This window comes from Microbacterium sp. BR1, assembly GCF_002812725.1.
GTDB lineage: Bacteria > Actinomycetota > Actinomycetes > Actinomycetales > Microbacteriaceae > Microbacterium.
Map to the genome: position 1 here is coordinate 148,757 of NZ_NMUN01000005.1, position 21,259 is coordinate 170,015.

The window sequence follows — 21,259 nt, forward strand, 5'->3', positions numbered from 1 at the left end:
GCAGGTCAGGACTGGGCGTCGATGACCTCGCGCCACGGGCCCCACTCGGGGTCGTGGCCGGGCCACACCTCGGTGTCGGGCAGCGCGTCGAGCTCGTGCAGGCGGCGGATGGATGCCTCGGCCTGGCGCGCCGCGTCGGGACCAGCCGTGGAACCGCACGGGATGATCTTCTCGATGTTGACCCGCAGGTCGGCCGCGTCGCAGGCCAGGACGATGGTCCGCTCCTCCAGGTCGATCGAGAAGGACTGGTGGCCGGGCGTGTGCCCCGCGGTGTCGAGCGCGTCGAAGCCCTCGGCGATACGCGTGTCGCCGTCGAGCAGGACGGGCTGGACGTTGGACCGCACCAGGTCGTCGAGGAAGAGGAAGTGCGCGCGCGGCTGCGTGACCGCGAGCGCGTGCTCCCACTCCCGGCGCTGGATGAGGAGAGGCTGATCGGGCCGCAGCATCCGTCCCGCGCCCGTGTGGTCGAAATGCGCGTGCGAGACGGCGGCCGCGGCGAGGTCGGACCACGCGAGGCCCGCTGCGGCGACCTGGTCGACGAGCGGGTCGCCCGCGGGCACGACCGGGGCGTAGTTCTCGTAATCGAAGCTCGTGACGCGCAGCGAGCGATGCCGGATGCGCGCGGGATCGAAACCCCCGTCGACCAGCACCCATCCCTCGTCGAAGACGACCGCCGCCGCGGTCACCGGCTCCATCAGATGCCGGAAGCTGCTGCCACCGGCGACCGAGATGGCCTCGGCGATGACCTCGAATCCCACGACCAAGGGAATGACGCGCCGCGGACGTCCGGCGAGCGCCAGGGGCGCGGCATCCGCCCACGCGATGGGCGCGGGAGCGCGCTGGGGAGCCGACGGCGTCTTCGCCCCGGACGTCGGCGCGCCCGGCTCGGATGTATCGGTCACATCGTTCCCTCTCGCCCGGTCGTCTCGGCCTCACCGTACCCGCCGCCGCCCGCCGCCGTCATGCGCACGACATCGCCGCGCACGAGGGTGATCGACGACTCTTCGACTCCGACCTCACGCCACGGCTCCGCGCCCCGACGGACCGCGACCGACGCGGGCGCTCCGGGCCCACCGCCCGCGATGCCCTGCGCGGCATGCGCCGGAGTGCGCTGTTCGCACGCGACCCGGCCGCTCGCCGTTTCGGCGAGCAGCTCGTAGTCACGGCGCACCGCACGCCCGCCGCGCCATCGCCCGGCACCCCCGCTGCCGCGGACGAGCTCGCTCGCCCGGATGCGCCAGGGGTATTCGATCTCGATGACCTCGGCCGAGATGAGCGCGCAGTTCGAGGTGTAGGAATCGATGCCGTCGTCGCCGGGCAACCCGAAGCGTGCCCCGCCCCCGCCGCCGACGGTGTCCATCAGGGTCTTCTCGGCGCCGGTGCGCGGATCCACCCCGCGCATGAGCAGAACGGGGAACGACACGTGGCTCGCGGCGACCGCCTGGTCGGGCAGCAGCTCGCCCAGGGCGCGGAACACCGTGTCGGTGAGCACCTGAACGGGCATGTGACGTGAGACCACGGCCGCGGGCCGACGCGGGTTGAACAGCGACCCCTCGGGCGCGATGGCCTGGATGTGGCGCATATAGCCGTGGTTCTGCCGGATGCCGGTGCCGAGAAAGCACCTTAGCGCGTAGTAGAGGCCGGAGTAGGTGCTCGACCAGGGCACGTTGAACGTCCCGGTGGTCTGCTCGGACGACCCCGAGAGGTCGACGATCAGACGATCACCGCTCACCGAGACATCCGCCTGCACCCGCAGGGGCGTGTCGTAGTGCAGCCCATCTCCGTCCAGGAACCCGGCGACCGTCACGGTGCGGTCGGGCCACGAAGCGATCAGGGCACCTGCTCGCGCCGAGGTGTCGTCGATGAGATCGTCGATCGCCTGCTGCACGGTCGACGCCCCGTGCCGCCCCGCGAGCTCCCGCACGCGCTCGACGCCGCGGCGGCACGCGGACAACTGGGCCGCCACGTCGCCGGCGACCGAGTCGGGATCGCGGACGTTCCGCAGCAGCACGTCCCAGAGGGCCTCGTTGCGCGCACCTCCCTGGTACAGGCGCACGGGCGGGAGTTGCAGACCCTCCTCGTACAGGTCACGAGAGGCGGTCTTCTGGCCCGGGACGGTTCCCCTGTTGCGCGCGGCGATCCCGCCGATGTCGACGTGGTGGGCCACCGTCGCGACATAACCCAGCAGGTCGTCGCCGACGAAGACGGGCACGAACAGCTCGACGTCCGGTAGATGGGTCGCGCCCGAGTAGGGGTCGTTCGTCACGACGACGTCCCCCTCGGCGAGCGGCCCGGTACGGGCCAGAACCCCGGCGAGCGCGAACTCGAGCGTGCCCGCCTGCGCCGGGATCAGGCACGAATCGGCCACGAGACGTCCGTCGGCGTCGAGGAAGCCGCACGAGAAATCGAGCATCTCGCGGATCATCGGTGAGAACGAGCTGCGCTGCAGGATGAGCGCCATCTCGTCGACGACGGATTGGAAACCGTGCCACAGCAACTCTCGCGTGGCGGGATCCGTGACGCGCATCATGCCTCCTTCGCGAGCACCATGTTGGTGAGGACCATGGCGACGCCCGAGGTGCGCTCGACGTACCATCCCGCGGGGATCAGGGTGGTCGTGTCGACCTGGGTCACGATCGCGGGTCCCCGCATCCCCTCGGCCACGCCGGCCCGATCGACGACCGCGTAAGCGACCTCGGCTCCCGCGGCGTCTCGCCCGGCACGCTCCCGCTTCGACCCATCGCCCCGGTCATCGCTGCCCTGCCAGTCGACGGCGATACGCGGCAGGCCCGCGCGCACCCGGATGGTCACGAGCTCGACGCTCGCCCCGCGCCAGGAATGCCCGTACATCGCGTCGTGGGCGACGTGGAAGCTCTCTTCGACCCGGTCCACGTCGGCTGCGTGGAATGCTGCTGCATCTGCAACGGGAACGGTGAGTTCGTACGCCTGACCCGCGTAGCGCAGGTCCAGATCGAGGCTGATCGTCGGTCCGGCATCCCCCGTGGAAGCATCATCGACGCCGAGCGCCGCTGCGGCCTCGGCGGCGAGCTCGCGGATGAGCGCGTCGACTCGGTCATGATCGAGACCGCGCAGGGGCGCGACGAACGTCCGGCCCAGTTCGTATCGCGCATCGCCCATGAGCAGACCCAGCGCCGATGTCAGACCCGGGTACCGCGGCACGACCACCCGCGTGATGTCGAGCTCATCGGCGATCGCGACGGCATGCAACGGGCCGGCACCGCCGAACGCCATGAGGGCGCACGAACGGACGTCCACGCCGCGGACGACGGTGACCATACGCAGGGCCTCGGCCATCCGTCCGTTCGCGATGCGGATGAGGGCGCCGGCCGCCGTCTCGACATCGATGCCGAGGGGCTCGGCGACGTCGATCCCGATAGCGGTGCGCGCCCGCTCGGGATCGAGGGGCAGCGCTCCCCCCAGCAGACCCGCCGGATCGAGCGAGCCGAGAACCAGATGGGCGTCGGTCACGGTCGCACGCTCGCCCGTGCCGTATGCCGCGGGCCCGGGATCCGCGCCCGCGCTCTCGGGTCCGACGGCGAGCGATCCGTACGCGTCCGCTCGAGCGATCGACCCGCCGCCCGCTCCGATCGGCAGCACGTCGATCTGGGGCAGCGCGACCGGCATCCCCGCCACGTCCCCGCGGTAGCGGCGCCGCAGCGCGCCCGCCTGCACGAGCGCGACATCGGCGCTCGTGCCCCCGACATCCAGCATCACGAGGTCGTCGATCCCGAGTCGTCGTCCGAGTTCGGCCGCCGCGACCGCCCCCGCGGCCGGGCCCGACACGAGCAGGCTCACCGGCAGGTCGCGGGCGACGGATGCGGGGATGACACCGCCGCTCGAGGTCATGAGCTGGAAGGCGCCGCCGAATCCGAGCGACCGGAGCCTGTCGTCGAGGCGCGCGATGTACCCGCCCGTGCGGGGCAGCAGCGCCGCGTTGAGCACCGTCGTGGCCGCGCGCGGGTACTCGCGGAACTCGGGGGCGACCGCGCTCGAGAGCGTCACCGGGATGCCGGGGAGCGCGTCGCGCAGGATTTCGGCCGCCCGGCGCTCGTGGGTCGGATCGGCGAACGAGAAGAGGAACACGATCGCGACCGCATCGACCGTGCCGAGCAGCTCGCCCGCGATGCGACGCACGCCGTCCTCGTCCAGCGGATCGACGACGGCACCGTCGGCGCCGGTGCGCTCGCGCACACCGTACACGCGGTCGCGGGGAACGATTCCGGTGCCCTTCGCGCGCCACGGGTCGTACAGATCCGGACGCTGCTGCGTACCGATGTCGAGGATGTCCTCGAACCCTTCCGTCACGACCAGCCCGACTCGGGCGAAGTCACCCTCGATCACGGCGTTCGTGGCGACCGTCGTGCCGTGCACGACCGCGGCGACCTCATCGAGACGGATCGCCGCGGCGTCGACGAGAGCCTCGACGGCGGTGACCATGGCGACACCCGGGTCCGCCGGCGTCGAGCGCACCTTCCGGACGTGCAGGCGACCGTCCGCGGTGAGAAGGGCGGCGTCGGTGTGCGTCCCGCCGATGTCGACCGCGATGACGTGCCTACTCATGCCGCCCCCACCAGATCGGCGACGTCGGCCGCGCAGCCCCACGACAGGGTGACGCCGGCACCGCCATGGCCGTAGCAGTGCACGAACCGCGCCCCGCCGACATCCTCGCGTTCCACGCGGACGGTGTCGCGGACCGGGCGGTGACCGACCGCGCGACCGAGCACGGCGGCATCTTCGAGACGGGGTTCGACGGCGCGCGCGCGGCGCAACAGGTCCTGCTCGAGCGCGGCGTCGGCCTCGGGCTCCCAGACCCCGTCCTGCGCGGGCCCACCGACCACGACGTCCGCTGCCCGCGGAACCACGAAGAGCGGACCGAACTCGCCGTCGCGGATGACCAGCGTGCGCGTGAGACCGGGATTCGAGAGGTGCACGACCTGTCCGCGAACGGGACGGAGCGTGTCGTCCCCTACGAGCGCGGCCGCACCCGCCCCCACCGCGACCACGACAGCATCGCCGGGACGGGCGAAGCCGGCGAGCGACGTCACGGTGCCGTGCTCCAGCGCAATGCCCGCGACCGCACAGCGCGCGCGAAGCCACGGCAAGTAGGCCGCCGTGTCGATGAGCGGCATGACGGAGAGCGTCCCCGCCGCGGTACCGGGAGGCAACTCGCCGGGTGCCGCCGCGCGCAACGGAGGGGCGAAGGCACGCATCCAGGGATCGGGCGGTCCGGCCACGATGCCGGCGGCCAGAGCGAGTTGATCCCGCACGCCCGCCGTCTCGTCGAGCGCATCGACGCGCAGTCGCGCCAGGGTGAGATATGCCCAGCGGCGCGCCCGCTCGGTCCGTTCGACCAGGGGGGCGGACCACAGCGACGCTGCGGCGGCGGACGCCGTGCCCTCCGCGATCTCGCGGGCGACGACGCGCACCGCGTGCCCGCGCTCCGCGAGCGTGAGGGCGGCGGTCAGTCCGATGATTCCCGCGCCGATGACCGTGACATCGCGCATCTCGCCTCCCGTTTGGATCCTAAAGTAGGATACATGGATCCAACATCGCAGATCTCGGCGTCCTCATTCGTCCTCACTGGCGACATCATCACGCTCGACCCCGGTCGCCCGCGCGCACGGGCCCTGCGGGTGGTGGACGGGCGGATCGCCGAGACGGGCGACCTCGACGACGTCCTCGCCGCGAGCCCCGACGACTCCCCCGTCATCGCGGCCCGCGGCACCGTCGTGCCCGGATTCATCGACTCGCACTTCTACCTGCAGCGAGCGGGCATCAAACTGGCCGATCAGTTCCCCGACCGCGATCCCGACGCCGACGAGTTCCAGCGCGCAATGGCCGACACGGCGCTCGATCCGGACTGGCCGGACGGCGCACCGTCGGTCGCGGAAAGGCGGGACGGGCTCCGACGCGTCCAGCCGCTGCTGCACGCGCTCGGCATCACCGGGATCGCCGATCCCTGGGCGACGGCCGAACAGATGTCGACCTACCAAGCTGCCCACCGAGCCGGCGAGCTGACGATGCGGGTGACGTGCATGCCGTACTTCGAGGGCTTGCGCGACCATCTCACGACTCCGGACGAGGTCATGGCAGCGGTGGGTGGACTGGGTGTCGGTACCGGGTTCGGCGACGACACGCTCGCCTTCGGAGCGTTGAAGGTCTACGCCGATGGTGAGGGACGCCGACGGCAGGCGCTGCGCGAGGAGCCCTGGCCGGGGACGGACGACCACGGCGTGCAGGCGATCGCGATGGACGACCTCGAGCGCATCGCGGCGTTCTGCGCCGAGCACGGCTGGGCACTCGGCGTGCACGCGATCGGCGGCGGCGCCATGCGTCTCGCCCTCGACGCCTTCGAGCGCGTGGACGAGCGCACCCCGATCGCGGACCTCCGCTTCCGTCTGATTCATGCCTACCTCGAACCCTCCGCCGAGACGATCGCGCGCGCGGCGCGGCTCGGCGTGCTCGTGTCGTCGCAACCCGCGATCCAGTGGAAGAGCGGCAGGTGGCTCGTCGAGACGCTCGGCGCGGCGGCGGCGGACGCGAACCCGCTGCGCGGGTGGATCGACGGGGGTGTGCGCGTCGCCCTCGGCTCGGACGGTCCGTACTTCCCCTTCGATCCCCTGCGCGTCATGTGGTTCACCCGCACGCGGCGCAGCCGCGACATCGCCGAACCGCTCGGCGCGGACCAGCGGCTGAGCCCGGAAGAGGCACTGCGCGGCTGCACGATCGACGCTGCGTATGCCGCTTTCGCGGATCGGCGCGGCGCGCTCGCGCCCGGCATGCTCGCCGACTGGGCCGAGGTGTCGGTCGACCCGCTGACGTGCGAGGACGACGCGTTGCTCGATGCATCCGTCCTGCGCACCGTCGTGGGCGGTCGCGCCGTCTTCAGCGCCTGAGCCGGTCCCCCGCGGGCCGGTCGAGCAGGCGACGCGGCTCGTCCACGAGCATCGCGTCGATCCGCTCGGCCGCCATGCCGGCCGCCCGCAGCGCGGGGACGATCTCGCCGAAGAGATGCCCGTAGCCGCGCCCTCCGTACGCGCTCAGTTGGGTCTTGGTCCACACCGACTGACCCAGCACGTGTCGCGATCCCGGATGCGTGGCGCAGAACGCGACGAAGTAGTCCAGTCGATCTGCGTCCGTCATGTTCACGACGCGGTCGCCGTGAGAGTCCTCGGTGCCGAAGCACATCTCCAGCACCGCGCCCGCGCCGACGAGCTCGTCCCACACAGCGGCATCGGGATACTCGTCCGCGTTCGTGAACACGACGCGATCCGCCGACAGACCTTCTGCAGCGAAGATCTCGAGCACCTCGATCCCACGCACCCGGTCGGGATCGAGACGCACGCTCACGGATGCGCCCATGCGGGCGGACGCGCGCGCCGCGGCACGCAACAGAGCCCGCTCCACCGGCGGCAGATCGCCCGTCGTGCCGAGGATTCCGAGCATCCCCGCCCGGTAGTCGGCCCCCGGCACACGATCGCGCAGTGCGCCGAGGAAGTCGCGCTCCCAGCCGTCCTCACCGAGATCCAGCCTCTCGGCCGGGAGGGTGCGGATCACATAGTCGCCGTACCCGCGGACGATCGTCATGCCGGTGCGACGGGCGATGTCCGGCAAGCCCGCGTGATTCGGCCCCAATCCCCACGACGTCGGATCGACCACCGCGCGCTGTCCCGCGGCGACGGCGGCCTCGAGCTCGTTGACCGCCAGGTCGGGATCGTCGAGCCGCAGGTTGTCGGCCAGCGCGAGCATGTTGGTGTGCAGGTACCCGCGTGTCTCCGGACCCACGCGATCGCTGTCGGGGCGCGGCACCGCGCCGTCACGACGGAGGGTGGCCGCGTCGCTCAGCAGGTGGTCGTGGAAGGACGTCGGGCCCAGGTTCTCTGCGGGCACGGGGCCGAGCACGGTTTCGATCACGAGCACCCTCTTCTCCACCACGGCTGTTGACCGCGATTGTTCACCGACGATTGCGGATCCATTCTTACGCACTTAGGATCCAATCATGACCCTCGTGACGCGCCCCCTCGACATCGCCCCCGCAGACCTCGACGAGAAGCCTCTCGCACCGCCGAGCGCCGAGCCCCTGTCGGGCCCGATCACGACGAGGTCGAAGGTCGTGTTCATGAACGACGACAAGACCGTCATCTCGGGTATCTGGGAATGCGAGCCGGGCACATCGCGCTGGGAGTTCCTGACCCGCGGCGAGATCATCCACGTCGTGTCGGGCGCCATGACGGTGCAGCGCGACGGCGAGGATCCCGTCGACCTGACGCCCGGCGACGCCGCATACTTCCCCATCGGGTGGACGGGCGTGTGGACCGTCACCGAGAAGCTCCGCAAGCTGTACGTGGTCTACAAATAAGCCGACTGCTGCGGAAGCGCCATTTCGACTCGTCGCCGCGCTCCTCGGTCCATGGCCGAGAACGTCCCGACCGTCGAGTGAGCGCAGCGAGACGCCGTACCGACCCGACTCAGCTCTCGCGCACCTTCTTGAACGGCACCAGGTCGCGAACCGGCACGGCCCGGGCGTCATCGCCCTCCGTGACCCACACGCGCGCATCCGGCCAGTAGTCGCTCAGCAGCTCCGCGCACACCCCGCACGGGTCGATCAGGTGCTCGGTGCCGACCGGGCGCCGCAGCACGCTCACCAGCGCGACGACCCCGACGTCGCGTCCCGCGGCATGGGCGATCGCCGCGCCGGAGGCCACGCCTTCGGCGCACACGGTGCTGCGGCGCGCGGTCCCGTCGACGTGCACCCCCGTGAGGATCGCGCCGTCGGACATCCGGAACGCCGTCGCGACCTCGTGCCGCCCGGCCAGGTAGACCCGTCCGAGGAGATCGCGCGCGGCCGAGAGCAGTTCGGCGTCTGACTCCCCCATGCCCGCGGGCCGGCCGCTCAGTTCCGGTCGACTCATGTCGGGATCCGCAGGATGCGGGCGAGATTCCCACCCTCGATCAGCGCGCGGTCACCGTCGTCCGCGATCGCCTTGGCGATCTTCATCCGCTCGAGATCGAAGTCCGAGCCCGGCCACTCCGAGCCCATCACGATCTTCTCGGCGCCCACGCGGGCATAGGCGCGCCGCACGTCGGCGAGGAGGGTCGCAGATGTCTCGAGGTACACGTTCGGGCGGCGCTCGGCGACGATGATGGCCTCGGGAACGTTCCAGACCGCGCCCATGTGGGCGATGATCGTCGGCACCTCAGGGTGGTCCTTGGCGATCTCCTCGATCGCGAAGGGGGCGCAGAAGGCATCGTCGAGGGCATTGATCAGCACGGTCATGCCGAACTCGGCGCAGAGGCGGAACACGGGATCGAGAAGGCCGTGATCGGCCACGTGATACCCGTGCATGCTCGGGTGCAGCTTCAGACCGCGGATACCGGCAGCCGCCATCCGCTCGATTTCGGCAAGAGCGTTGTCGTCCTGAGGCAGGACCTGGCCGAACCCGATCAAACGGTCGGGGTACGCCTGCTGCAGTTCGATGATGAAATCGTTCTCGATGCGCTGCGCAAGTGAGCAGACCATCGCCATGTCGACACCCGCGGCATCCATCCGCGAAAGGATCCGCTGCGGATCGAAAGGCACGTGTACGGGCGGTTCTTCTCCCGGCCGCGCTCCGGTGAGGTAGTCCGAGCGCCCTCGCACGTTCTGGGTGGTGTTGTACGCGTCGATGATCATGGACGTCCCCCTCGGGTTGTGTTCCACCATATGTGCGGATCCATTTGTGCAATAATGGGATCCAATCATGTCAGACAATAACCGCCTCCAGCTCGGCACCTTCGGCACCAACCTCGCGCCGGGCATCACGTTCACCACGATCCCGGGTGCGCTGACCACCGAATGGTCACGCGTGCGCCACCTCGCGCTCGCCGCGGAGGCCATGGACTTCGAAGCGATCGTGCCGATCTCGCGATGGAAGGGCTACGGCGGCGAGCACAACCCGCATTCGGACGCGTACGAGACCCTCACCTGGGCCGCCGCCGTCGGGGCCGTCACGAAATCCGCCCGGATCTTCGCCACCGTCTCCATGCCGATCGTGCATCCCGTCATCGCCGCCAAGCAGCTCGCGACGATCGATCACGTGACCGGGGGTCGGGCCGGGGTCAATGTGCTCGGAGGTTGGTACCGCCCCGAGATGCCGATGTTCGGCGGCGACCTGCTCGAGCACGACGCCCGCTACGACATGGCGGACGAGTGGATCGACATCGTGCGTCGCCTCTGGACCGAGTCGGACGAATTCGACGTCGCGGGCGACTACTTCCAGCTGCAGGGGCTCTTCTCCATGCCCAAGCCGCTCGGCGCGCGCCCGCGCATCATGAACGCCGCGATGTCGGGCCGCGGGCTCGACTTCGCCCTGCAGAACTCCGACGTGATCTACGTCAAACTCCGCGACGACCGGGACGCCGCCGCCGCGCAGGTCGCCGACATCAAAGGCCAGGCACGGGAGCGCTTCGGGCGCGAGATCGAGGTCTGGACCTTCGGCTATGTCGTCGACGGCGACACCGAGAAGGACGCCCGCGACTTCCTGCACCACTACGCGCAGGAGCACGGCATGCACGACGCGGCGATCAACGCGCTGACGATCATGGGCATGGAGGCGGCCGTCGCGGGCGACAACTCCACCGCCGCGCGCCGCTTCAACTGGGTCGCGGGCGACGGCGGCGTGCCGCTCATCGGCACGCCCGCGCAGGTGGCGGACGGTCTCGAATGGCTCGCGGACGTCGGGATCGACGGATGCCTCCTCGGCTGGCCGCTCTGGGAGTCGGGCATGGCGCGGTTCGAGACCGACATCCTGCCGCTCCTGCGCGAGCGAGGCCTGCGCTCGGCCTGAGTCGGCACCGCGGTCCCCACGAACGGACGCGAGGCTCAGGTCAGGCGCAACAGCCGGGCGGCGTTGTCGCCCAGGACGAGGGCCTGCTCGTCCGCCGAGAGACCCGGCAGGTCCTCCTCGACGATCCGGGCCGTCTCGCCCGGCGTGTACCAGGGGAAGTCCGACCCGAGCACGACGCGCTCCGCACCGATCTCGCGCACCAGCGCGACGATCTGCTCGGGAGTCGGCGCGAGCGGGGCGCCGCTCCAGATGACGACCTCCGAGAGGTCGAACATGAGCTGCGGGTAGGCCGCGGCGAGAGTCGCCGTGTCCCGCCACGACGCACCGCCGAGATGTGCGACCACGATCTTCAGCCCCGGCCGCCGCTCGGCCAGTCCGGCGAAGGCGCTCGGGACCGACCATCCGTACCCGCGCTTATCGGGGCCGCCGTGGAAGACGATGGGGGCGTCCGCCTCTTCGAGCGCGTCGTACACGCCCTCCATCCCGGGGTCGTCCGGATAGGTGCGGATCGCGATGGGGTGGATCTTCATCCCCCGCGCGCCCCACGATCCGAAAGCCTCACTCAGGTGCTCGCGCGACTCGTCGGACGTCATGACCGCGGGGTTCGCCGTGACGAACGGCAGCAGCACGGGGTGCGCCGCCCCCTGATCGCAGAGCCAGCGGTTGTAGGCGACCAGCTCGTCGCGCAGGTGCGCGTAGGCGGGTTGCGCGGGCCAATGCCGCGCATCGTCCGCCGGATGCGGCAGATCGGGGAGTTCGAAGCTCCCGAGTAGTGCGGCGTAGTCGAAGCGCGCCGAGGCGAGGGCGTCGAGGGCGTCGTCGATCGTGCCGGCGACACCGGCGAACGCGACGTCCTTGTCCCCGTACTCCACGATCGGGTAGGTCGTCAGGTCGTGCTCGCCCTCCGCCGCATCGGCGTAGGCGTGCAGGTGGGTGTCGATTCGCATGCTCTACTCCCCCTCGGGGCTCGTACGGGTCTCGACGACGGTCACCATCTCGAAGACGTTGTTGCCGGACAGGCTCGAGACGCCGATACCCGCATAGGTCGAGCGTCCGACCCGGTCGCCGAAGACCTCGACGAACAGGTCGGTAGCGCCGTTGGTGACGAGGTTCACGTCGGTGAACTCCGGAGTGACGACCGCGAACGCGAGCGTCTGCACGATTGCGGTGACCTCGTCGAGCGAGCCGACCGCGAAGCGGATGAGCCCCAGCACGTTGATCGCCGCGTAGCGCGCCGCCTGGTACCCCTGCTCGAGGGTGACGGTGTCGCCGACGCGCCCCGGGAACACCTTGTTGCCCTGACGGTCTTCCGGTGTCATGCCCGAGATCGTGAGCGTCCGCCCGGTGCGATGAAAACCCTTCATCGTCGCGTAGCGCTCGCCGTACGGCGGGTTCGCGTAATCGGGGATCACGAGCCCCAGCTCGGCGGCTCGGGCTTCGGCACTCCAGGACATCCGGTCTCCTGCTCTTTCGTTGTTCATGCGTCGGCGCTCAAGCGGGTCTGCACGCTCGCCGTGATCTCGAAGACGTTGCCGCCCGACAGGCTCGTGACGCCGATGCCGGCGGATGTCGAGCGTCCGGCCGCGTCGCCGAACACTTCCACCCACAGGTCCGCCGCGCCGTTGGTGACCTTGTTGATGTCGGTGAAGCCTCCCCCGACCGCGACGAAGGTCAGGGTGCGCACGAAGCCCGTGACCTCGTCGAGCGAGCCGACGGCATATCGGATGAGACCCAGGACGTTCACGGCCGCATACCGGGCCGCGGCATATCCCTGTTCGAGGGTGACGTCCACGCCCACGCGCCCCGGGTGCACCCGCGCGCCCCAGCGGTCCTCCGGGGTCATGCTGCCGAGCGTGAGGATCCGTCCCGACCGCCGGAACGCGCTCATCGCCGCATATCGTTCGCCGTACGGCGGGTCGGCGTAGTCGGGAACCTGGAGGCCCAGCTCTGCGACGCGGGCTTCCGCACTCCACGACATGAGCCGACTCCGTTCCGATAGAATGGATCCATAGTAGCTGATATCGGATACATTCTAGGGATGGTGTGAGATGGGTGCTGAGGCACGCGTTCGAGAACTGGGTCTGCAGATCCCCGACTATGCGAACCCCCCGTACGGACTTCGGTACGGACCGCTCAAGCCTTTCCACCGCATCGGGAATCTCCTCGAACTCAGCGGGCTCACCCCGGAGAATCGCGCGGGCGACCGCCTGCACCCCGGATCCGTCGGTGTCGACATCACGATCGAGCAGGGATATGAAGCCGCGCGCCTGACGGCCGTCCACACCCTCGGCATGATCCGCTACGCCCTGGGCTCGCTCGATAACGTGGTCAGTCTGTCGCGCGGCCTGTGCTTCGTGCTGTGCCCGCCGGGATTCGAACTTCTGCACGAGGTGTCGGCCGGGGCGAGCGATCTCTTCATCGAGGTGTTCGGGCCGGTCGCGGGCGCCATGGGCCGGGCATCCATCGGCGCGACCGCGCTGTCGCGCAACAACTGCTTCGAACTGTGGCTCAGCCTGGAGTGCGCGCCCGACTCGACCCCACCCGTTTCCATTCCGGCATGACCCCGCGGGACATCACCCGGACGGTCCCGTTCTGGCTGATCTTCGGCGCTTCGGCGCTGGGTGCGATGACCAACGCCGCGAGCACCCCGATCATCCCCGTCTACGTCGGCGAGGTGCTCGGCGGCGGCGCATCACTGTCGGGATTCATCATCGCGCTCGCGGCGCTGTCGTCGATCCTCGCGATGCCTCTGGCCGGGTCGTTGGCAGATCGGCGCGGCTATCGCACCGTGGCCCTCGTCGGGGGATCCATGGCGGTCGTCGCGCTGGTCCTGCTGGCCACCGTGCCGCAGCTCTGGGCAGCCGGCGCGAGCCGCTTGATCTTCGGACTCGGTAACTCCGCGGCGATGACGCTCATCATGGCCTGGCTCGTCGCCCTCGCTCCGCCCGGACAGCGCGGCAAGGCTCTCAGCATCTACGGGCTGAGCGTATGGATGGGCGTCGCGCTCGGGCCGCAGCTCGGCACGTTCGTCAACCAGCTGTGGGGGCCGGCGTCCGTGTTCGCCGTCTGCGCCGTCATCGAGGTGATCACGGTATCGCTGATCATGGGGCTCCCCCGCCCCACCCTGATCACGCCCCGAGACGTCACCACCCCGCCCCGCGGCGTCCGCAACCTGCTCGGCGCCTTCCGGGCCGTCTGGGTGCCCGGGGTCGTGGCCGCCGCCGCCTGGTGCGGCGAGGGCCTCATCCTCGCCTTCTTGATCATCCACCTGCAGGGTGTCGGCGTTCCCGCCACGGGCCTGCTGGGCGCCGCATCCGTCTTCGGCGTCTTCGCCGTCAGTGTGATCGGCGCCCGCCTCGTGCTCGCGACCATGCCCGACCGCATCGGCCCGCTCCGCTCGACCGCGATTTCGCTCAGCGCCCTCTTCGCCGGCCTGACGACGCTCGCGTTCGCCCAGGATTTCTGGGTCGCGGCGGCCGGCGCGGCTCTCATGGGGGTGGGTTTCTCCCCGCTGTATCCCTCGCTCACGATGCTCGCGACCCGCGGTCTGCCCGCCGAGAACCGCGCCATGGGCCTCGGCCTGTTCTCGAGCTTCACCAGCGTCGGCTACGCCGGCGGGGCGCTCGTCGGCGGATTCGTCATCGGATTCGCGTCGTCCATGTGGGCGTTCCTGCTCGTGGCCGGCCTGCAGCTCGTGGCGCTGGCCGTCGTCACCATCTTCACCCGCGACGAGACACCGCGCTCGACGCTCGACGCCGAAGAGCCCCGCGACCCGGCAGCCTGACACGCACGGTCGAGACTCCCTGCGCTCGGGCCCGTTTCGGGTAAACGCAGGCGAAAACCCGCGAGAACCCGCGGCTCGTTCGCCTGGCGAGGTCCCGCGGGGTCCTTTCGTGCCGCTCGCGCGCTAGGCGGCGATCGCCTCGCGCGCCGGCTCGTCGGCGGCCGGGATGACGTGGACCCGCTCGGGGTTGCGGCATGCCACGCGGGCGCGCGCGCCGACGCCGAGCGTCGAGACATCCAGGGATGTGGGAAGCGAGCACACGACCTTGCGCCCGCCATCGGTCTGCAGCTCGAGGCGGAAGCGTGTGCCCTGGAAGCTGAGCAGCCGGACCGTACCCTCCACCGACCAGGCGGGGGCGGCCTCGGTGGCCGACACGAGTTCGAGGTCCTCGGGTCGCAGCACGGCGGTCCCGTCGAGGCGTGCCCCGGCCTCGTCGTCGAGGATGCGCCCGCCCGACGTGGGCAGCAGGTTCGCCTCACCGAGGAAGCCCGCGACGTAGGCGTTCACCGGGTGGCGGTAGAGGTCCTCGGGAGATGCGACCTGCACCAGCTGCCCATCGCACATGATCGCGACACGGTCGGACATCGTGAGCGCCTCGGTCTGGTCGTGCGTGACCGAGACCGTGGTGATGCCGACCTTGCGCTGGATGCGCGTGACCTCCACCTGCATGTGCTCGCGCAGTTGCTTGTCGAGAGCGGCCATCGGCTCGTCGAGCAGCAGGATGCCCGGGTTCGCGGCGATCGCCCGTGCGAGGGCAACGCGCTGGCGCTGACCTCCCGACAGAGAGGCCGGTGAGCGATCGGCCATGCCGGGCAGCTGGACGAGCGCGAGCATCTCGTCCGCGACGGCACGACGCTCCTTGTCGGGGCGGCGTGCGGCCAGCAGTGGAAACGAGACGTTCTCGCCGATCGACATATGCGGGAAGAGGGCGTAGGACTGGAACACCACGCCGACGTTGCGCTTCTGCGGCGGGCGGCGCTCGACGTTCACCGCGTCGAACATGACATGGCCGCTGTCGACGGCCTGAAGGCCCGCAATGACATTGAGCAGGGTCGACTTGCCGCTGCCGCTCGCGCCCAGCAGGGTCACGAACTCACCGGGGCGGACGTCGAGTGACACCCCCTTGAGGACGTGATTCTGGCCCAGGGTGACGTGGACGTCGGAGATGGAGAGGGCGATGGTCATTCGATGACTCCTTCCAGCACGGCCGGGCGGGGACGCCGGCGTGAAGACGATGAGGATGATGCGGATGAGGACCGACCGGCACGACGCCTGCGGAGCGCGTTCGAGAGCGGGAGAAGGCCGAGGACGAGGATGGCCAGGAGCGAGACCAGTGTCGAGGCGGCCGTCAGTTCGGGCGAGAAGGCCTCTTGAGACGCGTTCAGCATGCGCAGCGGCAGGGTCTGCATGCCCGGAGGCAGTAGGAAGACCGCCAGGACGACCTCGTCGAACACGATGATGAACGCGAACAGCGCACCCGAGAGCAGATACGGCAGGAGCGCCGGAAGCTCGATCTTCCAGAGGATGAGCGGCCACCGCGCGCCGAGCGTGCTCGCGGCCGGTCGGAGTGCCGGGTCGATGCGCGCGATGCCGCCCGACACGATGACGAACACATAGGGCATAGCGATGAGTGCGTGGCCCACGATCAGCGTGACCAGAGTCCCCCGCAGGAAGCCGAGCTCGAGGTTGACGCCGTACAGGCCGACCGCGTACGCGATCGGCGGCAGCGCGATCGGCACGATGAAGAGGGTGCGGATCCAGCGCTGGGCCGTCCGGCTGCGCACGCGCGTCAGTCCGATCGCCCCCGCGGTCCCGAGGGCGGCGGCCAGCACCGTCGAGATCGTCGCCGTCCAGAGCGAGAGCCAGAACGATCCCATCCATCGCCGATCGGAGAGCACTTCGGCGTACCACTGCAGAGAGAAGCCCTCGGGCGGGAACAGGATGAAGCTGCCGGAGGTCCAGGACGTCGAGACGAGCACGAGGAACGGCACGATCAACAGCAGGCTGGCCAGGACGGCGACGAGGATGATCGGGCTGCGGTACCAGCCGAGAGATCTGGCGAGAGGGTTCTTCATGCGGTCAGCCCCACTTCTCGCTCACCTTGAACAGGCGATCGGCGATCAGGTAGACGAGCATCGTTCCCGCGACGAGCAGGATACTCATGGCCGCGCCGAGTTCAGGTCGGTTGGCTTGGTTGATCTGAGCGTTGATGACGCCCGACACCGTCATGTTGCCGGGACCGCCCAGAAGGAGAGGCGTGACGTAGAAGCCGAGCGACATCACGAAGACCAGCACGCCTCCGCTGATGACGGAGGGCAGGATCTGGGGCCAGGTGACCGTGCGGAACGTCAACCACGGTCCGGCCCCGAAGATCGTCGCGGCGTTGAGCTGCTCGCGGTCGAGGGATTGCAGGGCCGACATCACGGGCAGCACCGCGAACGGCAGCATGACGGCGATCATGGCGGGATACATCCCGATGGTCGTCTGATACAACTCCACGGGCTCGTCCGTCAGCCCCACCAGATTCAGGAACCAATAGATCGCACCTTTGGGAAGCTCCAGCAGCATCCAGCCGAACGATCGGACCATGACCGACGTCCACAACGACAGGATCAGCGCCGCGAGCAGCACCAGGCGCAGCCAGGTCGCCGATGCGCTGATGGCAAGGGCATAGGCGGTGCCGAAGAGCATCGTGAGGATCATGACGATCACGGCCAGGACGACCGTGCGGATGAGCGATGCCACGAACGCCGGCACTGAGAACATGCCGATGTAGGCCGCTCCGCCCGTCTCGAACGACTGCATCAGGAGTGCGATCACCGGCAGACCGAGTGCTACGCCGAAGAAGATCAGCGGTGGCCACAGCAACCACCGTGTCTCCGCGCGCGAGGCGCCGAGGGCCGCACGCGCGGAGTACTTGCTCCGCGTCTGCGGTAAGGCCAGGGTTGAGGTACTCACTCCGTCATGCTCCCGGGTCGAGATTGCGGTGGTGTTTCCGTAGGCGACATGTCTTTCCGACAATGTACCCCCGTGGATCCAATATAGGAATACATGGATCCGATCCTGTTGCTGTCGTGTTTCGAGGAGGTTACGCCGTGGCGGGAATCAGCCTCACGCCCACATTCGCTCACTCGCCGAACAGGGCCCTACGGGCGTTGTCGGTGTGGATGCGGTGCAGCGCATCGCGCGGGATTCCCGCGGCCTCCGCGTGATCGGCGAACTCCTCGAACAGGAAGACGAAGCCCGGCCCGCCCAGCGCAGCTTGATGGCTGCGCTGGAACACGTCGTGCGAGAGCAGGATCTGCGACTCGAACCCGGCGTCGATGAGGATCTTCAGGTGTTCGACGCGACGACGCAGCTCTGTCGGCACGAGCTGGCCGCCGGTCTTGCAGGCCATCATGCAGTCGTATTGGACGAACACCCCGCGGCGGGCGAGCGCGAGAGAGTATTCGACGCTCTTGACCGTGTCCGTGTGCCCGATCGCCAGCCGGCTCGGGTCCAGCCCCTCATCGTCGACCAGCAGGTCGACCTGCGCCAGGCCGACGGCGAAGGTCGGTGCGTGCGTGCTCACGAGCGCGCCCGTCTCCCGTGACGCCCGGGCTGCAGCGCGGAAGGACTTCTCCTCGCGCGGCGTGATGTGGGCGAAGTCCGAGGCGATCTCGCCGATGACTCCCGCACGCACACCTGTCCCGGGGATCTCGTCGACGAGATCGGCGATCAGGTAGTCGGCGATGCGGGACGTGCTGGTCTGATCCATCCAGTCGTGATCCATGTACGCGTCGTAGTAGTGACCCGTGCCGAGCACGACCTGCACGCCCGTCTCCTCGGCGAGAGCCCGCGTCGCGAGGACGTTGACGATCGACCGCGAGCCGGTGACCCGGTTCTGGAGCTGATGCTCGGGGTCCGTGTCCCACAGCACGGGTGCCGCGTGATTGGTCAGCTCGCCGCAACTGAGGTCGACGAGGGTCCTGCCCCCGGACGCGAGGAATCGGGCGATGTCATCCGCCCGTTCGGCCCAGATCGTCGAGAAGCCGTCGCGGGGGATCATCCGGGTCCCGTTGGCGAAGAGGTGCTCATGCGGCAGGGTGACCCCGAGCCGGTCCGGGGTGATGGGTCCGCTGACCGTGTTGAGCGTCTGCATCGATCATCCGTTCTGTCGTCGTGGTCGAGCTGGTCGTCATCGGAGGCGGGGTCTGCACCCCGCGGGCGGAACGACCGAGGGGTGGTCGGGGCAGTGAGACCCCGGCCACCCCTCGGCGTCCGTCATGTGTTGTGTGCGGTGTTACCCGGCGAGCCAGGCGGTGTAGTTGTCGACCAGGTCGGCCGTGTTGTCGGCTCGCCACTGGTCGTCGTTGTAGAGGACGTTGTCGTGGTCGGGCGAGTTCGCGACCTTCGACGCGACATCCGCGTCGAGGTAGTCGAAGACGTCTTCGTTCACCGGCCCGTAGAGGGTGCGCTCGACGAAGACGGCCTGGTTCTCGGGGTCGCGCATCCAGGCGGCGAGAGCCAGCGCGGCATCCGTGTTCGACGCGTTCTTGGGGATCACGAAGCCGTTCGGATTGACGAACGCCTGGTTCCACTGGATCGTGACGTCCTCGCCGGCCCGCTCGAGGGCCGTGTACTGCCCCGTGACGGTCACCGCGATGGCGGCGCTCCCGCTCGTCAGCAGCTGCTGCACCTCGGGGTAGGACTGGTAGAACACCATGTCGCCGCGGAGCTCGTCGAGCTTGGCCCGGGCGCGCTCGAAGTCGAGCGGGTACAGATCTTCGGGAGCGACGCCGTCCGCGAGGAGGGCGATCTCGAACGACTGGTCGTAGCTGCCCGGAGCGCCCGGCCAGGCCCGCTTTCCGGGGAACTTCTCGGTGTCGAAGAAGTCGGCCCAGTCTGTGGGACCACCGTTCGGGTAGGTCTCGGTCAGCCAGCCCTGCGCGATGCCGATGAAGAATCCGCCGACGAAGTAGGGCTGCAGCGAGGGGTCGAGTAGATCCCCCTGGCTGTCCGCCGGGATCTCGACGAGGTTGTCGCCGTATGACAGCACGTCTGCCGCGGCGACCTGGAACACGTCGTAGTCTCCCTCGTCGCCGGCGAGCATCGCGTTGTAGATCGCGTCCTCGATCGACGTCGAGACGACCTCGACGCCGGTCTCGTCGTAGAAGCCGTCGAAGTAGGCGATCTGACGGCTCTCATTCGTGGGACCGCCGTAGTCGGCCCAGATCACGGAGCCGCTGATCTCGGCGCCGCTGGCGTCTCCGCTCGGGGTGTCGCCGCCGGAGCCGGCGCAGCCCACGGCGAGCGCCGCGACGGCGGCGAGGGCCAGGCCAGATGTCGCCAGGCGGCGAATGCGGATGGTGGATGTCATGTCGAATGCTCTTCCTCGGGATTTGGACGAAACATTGGTGCGTGGATCCAATGTAGCGCTAACTGGATCCTCTTTGGTATCGATTGTGTTTCTTCCGTGTAACGCGTGCCGGGGTACGTCGCGACCACGACAAAGGGCGGGAGACGCCGGTCCCCCGCCCTTCGATGTCGCTCGTCCGCGCTCAGCCTGCCAGCCAGGCCGTGTACGAGTCGAGCAGCGTCTGGAGGTTGTCCGCTCGCCACTGCGTGTCCCAGTAGATGCCGGCCTTCTCGTGCTCGGGCGAATTGACGAGTCCGTCGACGACATCGTCCGAGAGCAGGTCGAACACCTCGGAGTTGACCGGACCATAGCCGGTGCGCTCCGTGAAGACGGCCTGGTACTCGGGCTCGTTCATCCACGCGGCGAGCGCGAAGGCGGCATCGGGATTCGCGGACGACGCGGGCACCGTGAACCCACTGGGGACGATGAACGCCTGGTTCCACTGGACGGTCACGTCTTCGCCGGCGTTCTTGAGGGCGTTGTACTGCCCCGTCACGGTGACGGCGATGGCGGCGCTGTCGCTCGTGAGCAGCTGCTGCACCTCGGGGTAGGACTGATAGAAGACCATGTCGTCGCGCAGCGTGTCGAGCTTCGCCTCGGCCCGTTCGATGTCGAGCGGGTAGAGGTCTTCCTCGGCCACGCCGTCGGCCAGCAGCGCGATCTCGTACGACGCGTCGAAGCTGCCCGGAGCGCCTGGCCAAGCCCGCTTGCCCGGGAACTTCTCGGTGTCGAAGAAGTCCGCCCAGTCCTGTGGTCCGCCATTCGGGAACGTGTCGGTCATCCAGCCCTGCGCGATCCCGAACACGAATCCGCCGACGATGTACGGCCGAATGTCCTCGGGAAGGAGGTCGCCCTGGATGTCCTCGGGCACCTCGATGAGGTTGTCCTGGTAGGCGAGCACGTCCGCGCCGCTCGTCTGGACGACGTCGTAGTCGCCCTCATCGCCCTCGAGCATGGCGTAGTAGACGGCGTCCTCCAGCGAGACCGACGTGACCTCGACGCCCGTCTCGTCGTAGAAGCCGTCGAAGTACGCGATCTGGCGACTCTCGTTGGTCGGACCGCCGTAGTCGGCCCAGATCAGGGGACCCGACAGCTCGGGCACCGGGGACGCGTCGGACGCGGCGTCGCCGCCGGACCCGGCGCATCCGGCGGCGAGAGTGGCGACGGCAACGAGTCCGGCGATGGGGAGGATGGTGCGACGGAAGATGTGCGACACGGGCTGCTCCTCGG

Annotated in this window: 21 protein-coding genes; 5 read left to right on the plus strand and 16 right to left on the minus strand. The window is 69.3% G+C overall.

What is annotated here, in order from left to right:
* Positions 1–5 precede the first annotated feature (5 nt).
* Genes CGU35_RS10465 through CGU35_RS10480 form a run of 4 tightly spaced genes read right to left on the minus strand, consistent with a single transcriptional unit; the run spans position 6 to position 5,525 of the window.
* Positions 6–902 carry an N-acyl homoserine lactonase family protein gene (locus CGU35_RS10465; RefSeq protein WP_100811512.1) on the minus strand — a complete coding sequence of 299 codons (897 nt, stop codon included), beginning with the start codon at positions 900–902 and terminating at the stop codon, positions 6–8.
* Positions 899–2,530 carry a hydantoinase B/oxoprolinase family protein gene (locus tag CGU35_RS10470; protein WP_157813937.1) on the minus strand — a complete coding sequence of 544 codons (1,632 nt, stop codon included), beginning with the start codon at positions 2,528–2,530 and terminating at the stop codon, positions 899–901. The genes CGU35_RS10465 and CGU35_RS10470 overlap by 4 nt, the downstream gene beginning before the upstream one ends.
* Positions 2,527–4,581: a hydantoinase/oxoprolinase family protein gene (locus tag CGU35_RS10475; RefSeq protein ID WP_100811514.1), complete on the minus strand. Its 2,055-nt coding sequence runs from the start codon at positions 4,579–4,581 to the stop codon at positions 2,527–2,529. Before CGU35_RS10475 ends, CGU35_RS10470 begins: the two co-directional genes overlap by 4 nt.
* Entirely contained in the window at positions 4,578–5,525 is a 948-nt protein-coding gene (locus tag CGU35_RS10480) for an FAD-dependent oxidoreductase (RefSeq protein ID WP_100811515.1), read from the minus strand. Before CGU35_RS10480 ends, CGU35_RS10475 begins: the two co-directional genes overlap by 4 nt.
* A 33-nt stretch (positions 5,526–5,558) precedes the next feature.
* On the opposite strand from CGU35_RS10480, the gene CGU35_RS10485 reads away from it, so the two are divergent.
* Positions 5,559–6,917, plus strand: a complete 1,359-nt coding sequence (locus CGU35_RS10485; RefSeq protein WP_100811516.1) for an amidohydrolase — start codon at positions 5,559–5,561, stop codon at positions 6,915–6,917.
* On the opposite strand, the gene CGU35_RS10490 is transcribed toward CGU35_RS10485, so the two are convergent.
* Positions 6,907–7,956, minus strand: a complete 1,050-nt coding sequence (locus CGU35_RS10490; protein WP_198519561.1) for a hypothetical protein — start codon at positions 7,954–7,956, stop codon at positions 6,907–6,909. The two genes, CGU35_RS10485 and CGU35_RS10490, sit on opposite strands and share 11 nt — an antisense overlap.
* Positions 7,957–8,020: 64 nt before the next feature.
* Here CGU35_RS10490 and CGU35_RS10495 point away from each other — a divergent pair, with 64 nt between their 5' ends.
* Positions 8,021–8,380 (plus strand): cupin domain-containing protein, encoded by a 360-nt coding sequence (locus tag CGU35_RS10495; protein ID WP_100811517.1) that lies wholly within the window; start codon positions 8,021–8,023, stop codon positions 8,378–8,380.
* Between the two features lie 109 nt (positions 8,381–8,489).
* Here the strand turns inward: CGU35_RS10495 and CGU35_RS10500 are convergent, their stop codons facing one another.
* Complete coding sequence (locus CGU35_RS10500) at positions 8,490–8,933, minus strand: cytidine deaminase (RefSeq protein ID WP_100811518.1); 444 nt, start codon at positions 8,931–8,933, stop codon at positions 8,490–8,492.
* A complete protein-coding gene (locus tag CGU35_RS10505) occupies positions 8,930–9,694 on the minus strand; it encodes an amidohydrolase family protein (RefSeq protein ID WP_100811519.1) in 765 nt (254 codons plus the stop codon). The genes CGU35_RS10500 and CGU35_RS10505 overlap by 4 nt, the downstream gene beginning before the upstream one ends.
* Before the next feature lie 67 nt (positions 9,695–9,761).
* On the opposite strand from CGU35_RS10505, the gene CGU35_RS10510 reads away from it, so the two are divergent.
* Positions 9,762–10,847, plus strand: coding sequence for an LLM class flavin-dependent oxidoreductase (locus CGU35_RS10510; protein WP_100811520.1), 1,086 nt, complete (start codon positions 9,762–9,764; stop codon positions 10,845–10,847).
* 35 nt (positions 10,848–10,882) lie between these two features.
* Here CGU35_RS10510 and CGU35_RS10515 read toward each other — a convergent pair whose 3' ends face one another.
* The 3 genes from CGU35_RS10515 to CGU35_RS10525 are packed head-to-tail and all read right to left on the minus strand — an operon-like array spanning position 10,883 to position 12,825.
* Positions 10,883–11,794 carry an amidohydrolase family protein gene (locus CGU35_RS10515; RefSeq protein WP_100811521.1) on the minus strand — a complete coding sequence of 304 codons (912 nt, stop codon included), beginning with the start codon at positions 11,792–11,794 and terminating at the stop codon, positions 10,883–10,885.
* A 3-nt stretch (positions 11,795–11,797) separates the two neighbouring features.
* A complete protein-coding gene (locus CGU35_RS10520) occupies positions 11,798–12,301 on the minus strand; it encodes a RidA family protein (RefSeq protein ID WP_157813938.1) in 504 nt (167 codons plus the stop codon).
* Between the two features lie 23 nt (positions 12,302–12,324).
* Entirely contained in the window at positions 12,325–12,825 is a 501-nt protein-coding gene (locus CGU35_RS10525; protein WP_100811523.1) for a RidA family protein, read from the minus strand.
* 70 nt (positions 12,826–12,895) lie between these two features.
* Here CGU35_RS10525 and CGU35_RS10530 point away from each other — a divergent pair, with 70 nt between their 5' ends.
* Both CGU35_RS10530 and CGU35_RS10535 read left to right on the plus strand, forming a co-directional pair.
* Positions 12,896–13,408, plus strand: a complete 513-nt coding sequence (locus CGU35_RS10530) for a RidA family protein (protein ID WP_100811524.1) — start codon at positions 12,896–12,898, stop codon at positions 13,406–13,408.
* On the plus strand, positions 13,405–14,631 hold the full coding sequence (locus CGU35_RS10535; RefSeq protein ID WP_100811525.1) for an MFS transporter: 1,227 nt from the start codon (positions 13,405–13,407) through the stop codon (positions 14,629–14,631). Before CGU35_RS10530 ends, CGU35_RS10535 begins: the two co-directional genes overlap by 4 nt.
* Positions 14,632–14,754: 123 nt before the next feature.
* Here the strand turns inward: CGU35_RS10535 and CGU35_RS10540 are convergent, their stop codons facing one another.
* The 6 genes from CGU35_RS10540 to CGU35_RS10565 form a co-directional block, all read right to left on the minus strand.
* The gene (locus CGU35_RS10540) at positions 14,755–15,816 is read right to left on the minus strand and encodes an ABC transporter ATP-binding protein (RefSeq protein WP_100811526.1); all 1,062 of its coding nucleotides are present in this window, start codon (positions 15,814–15,816) and stop codon (positions 14,755–14,757) included.
* On the minus strand, positions 15,813–16,706 hold the full coding sequence (locus CGU35_RS10545) for an ABC transporter permease (protein WP_100811527.1): 894 nt from the start codon (positions 16,704–16,706) through the stop codon (positions 15,813–15,815). Before CGU35_RS10545 ends, CGU35_RS10540 begins: the two co-directional genes overlap by 4 nt.
* 4 nt (positions 16,707–16,710) lie before the next feature.
* Positions 16,711–17,589 (minus strand): ABC transporter permease, encoded by an 879-nt coding sequence (locus CGU35_RS10550; RefSeq protein ID WP_103662946.1) that lies wholly within the window; start codon positions 17,587–17,589, stop codon positions 16,711–16,713.
* A gap of 169 nt (positions 17,590–17,758) precedes the next feature.
* The gene (locus tag CGU35_RS10555) at positions 17,759–18,772 is read right to left on the minus strand and encodes a phosphotriesterase family protein (protein WP_100811529.1); all 1,014 of its coding nucleotides are present in this window, start codon (positions 18,770–18,772) and stop codon (positions 17,759–17,761) included.
* A 141-nt stretch (positions 18,773–18,913) separates the two neighbouring features.
* Positions 18,914–19,990: an extracellular solute-binding protein gene (locus CGU35_RS10560; RefSeq protein ID WP_146047997.1), complete on the minus strand. Its 1,077-nt coding sequence runs from the start codon at positions 19,988–19,990 to the stop codon at positions 18,914–18,916.
* Between the two features lie 181 nt (positions 19,991–20,171).
* Positions 20,172–21,245, minus strand: coding sequence for an extracellular solute-binding protein (locus CGU35_RS10565; RefSeq protein WP_157813939.1), 1,074 nt, complete (start codon positions 21,243–21,245; stop codon positions 20,172–20,174).
* Between the last annotated feature and the right edge of the window lie 14 nt (positions 21,246–21,259).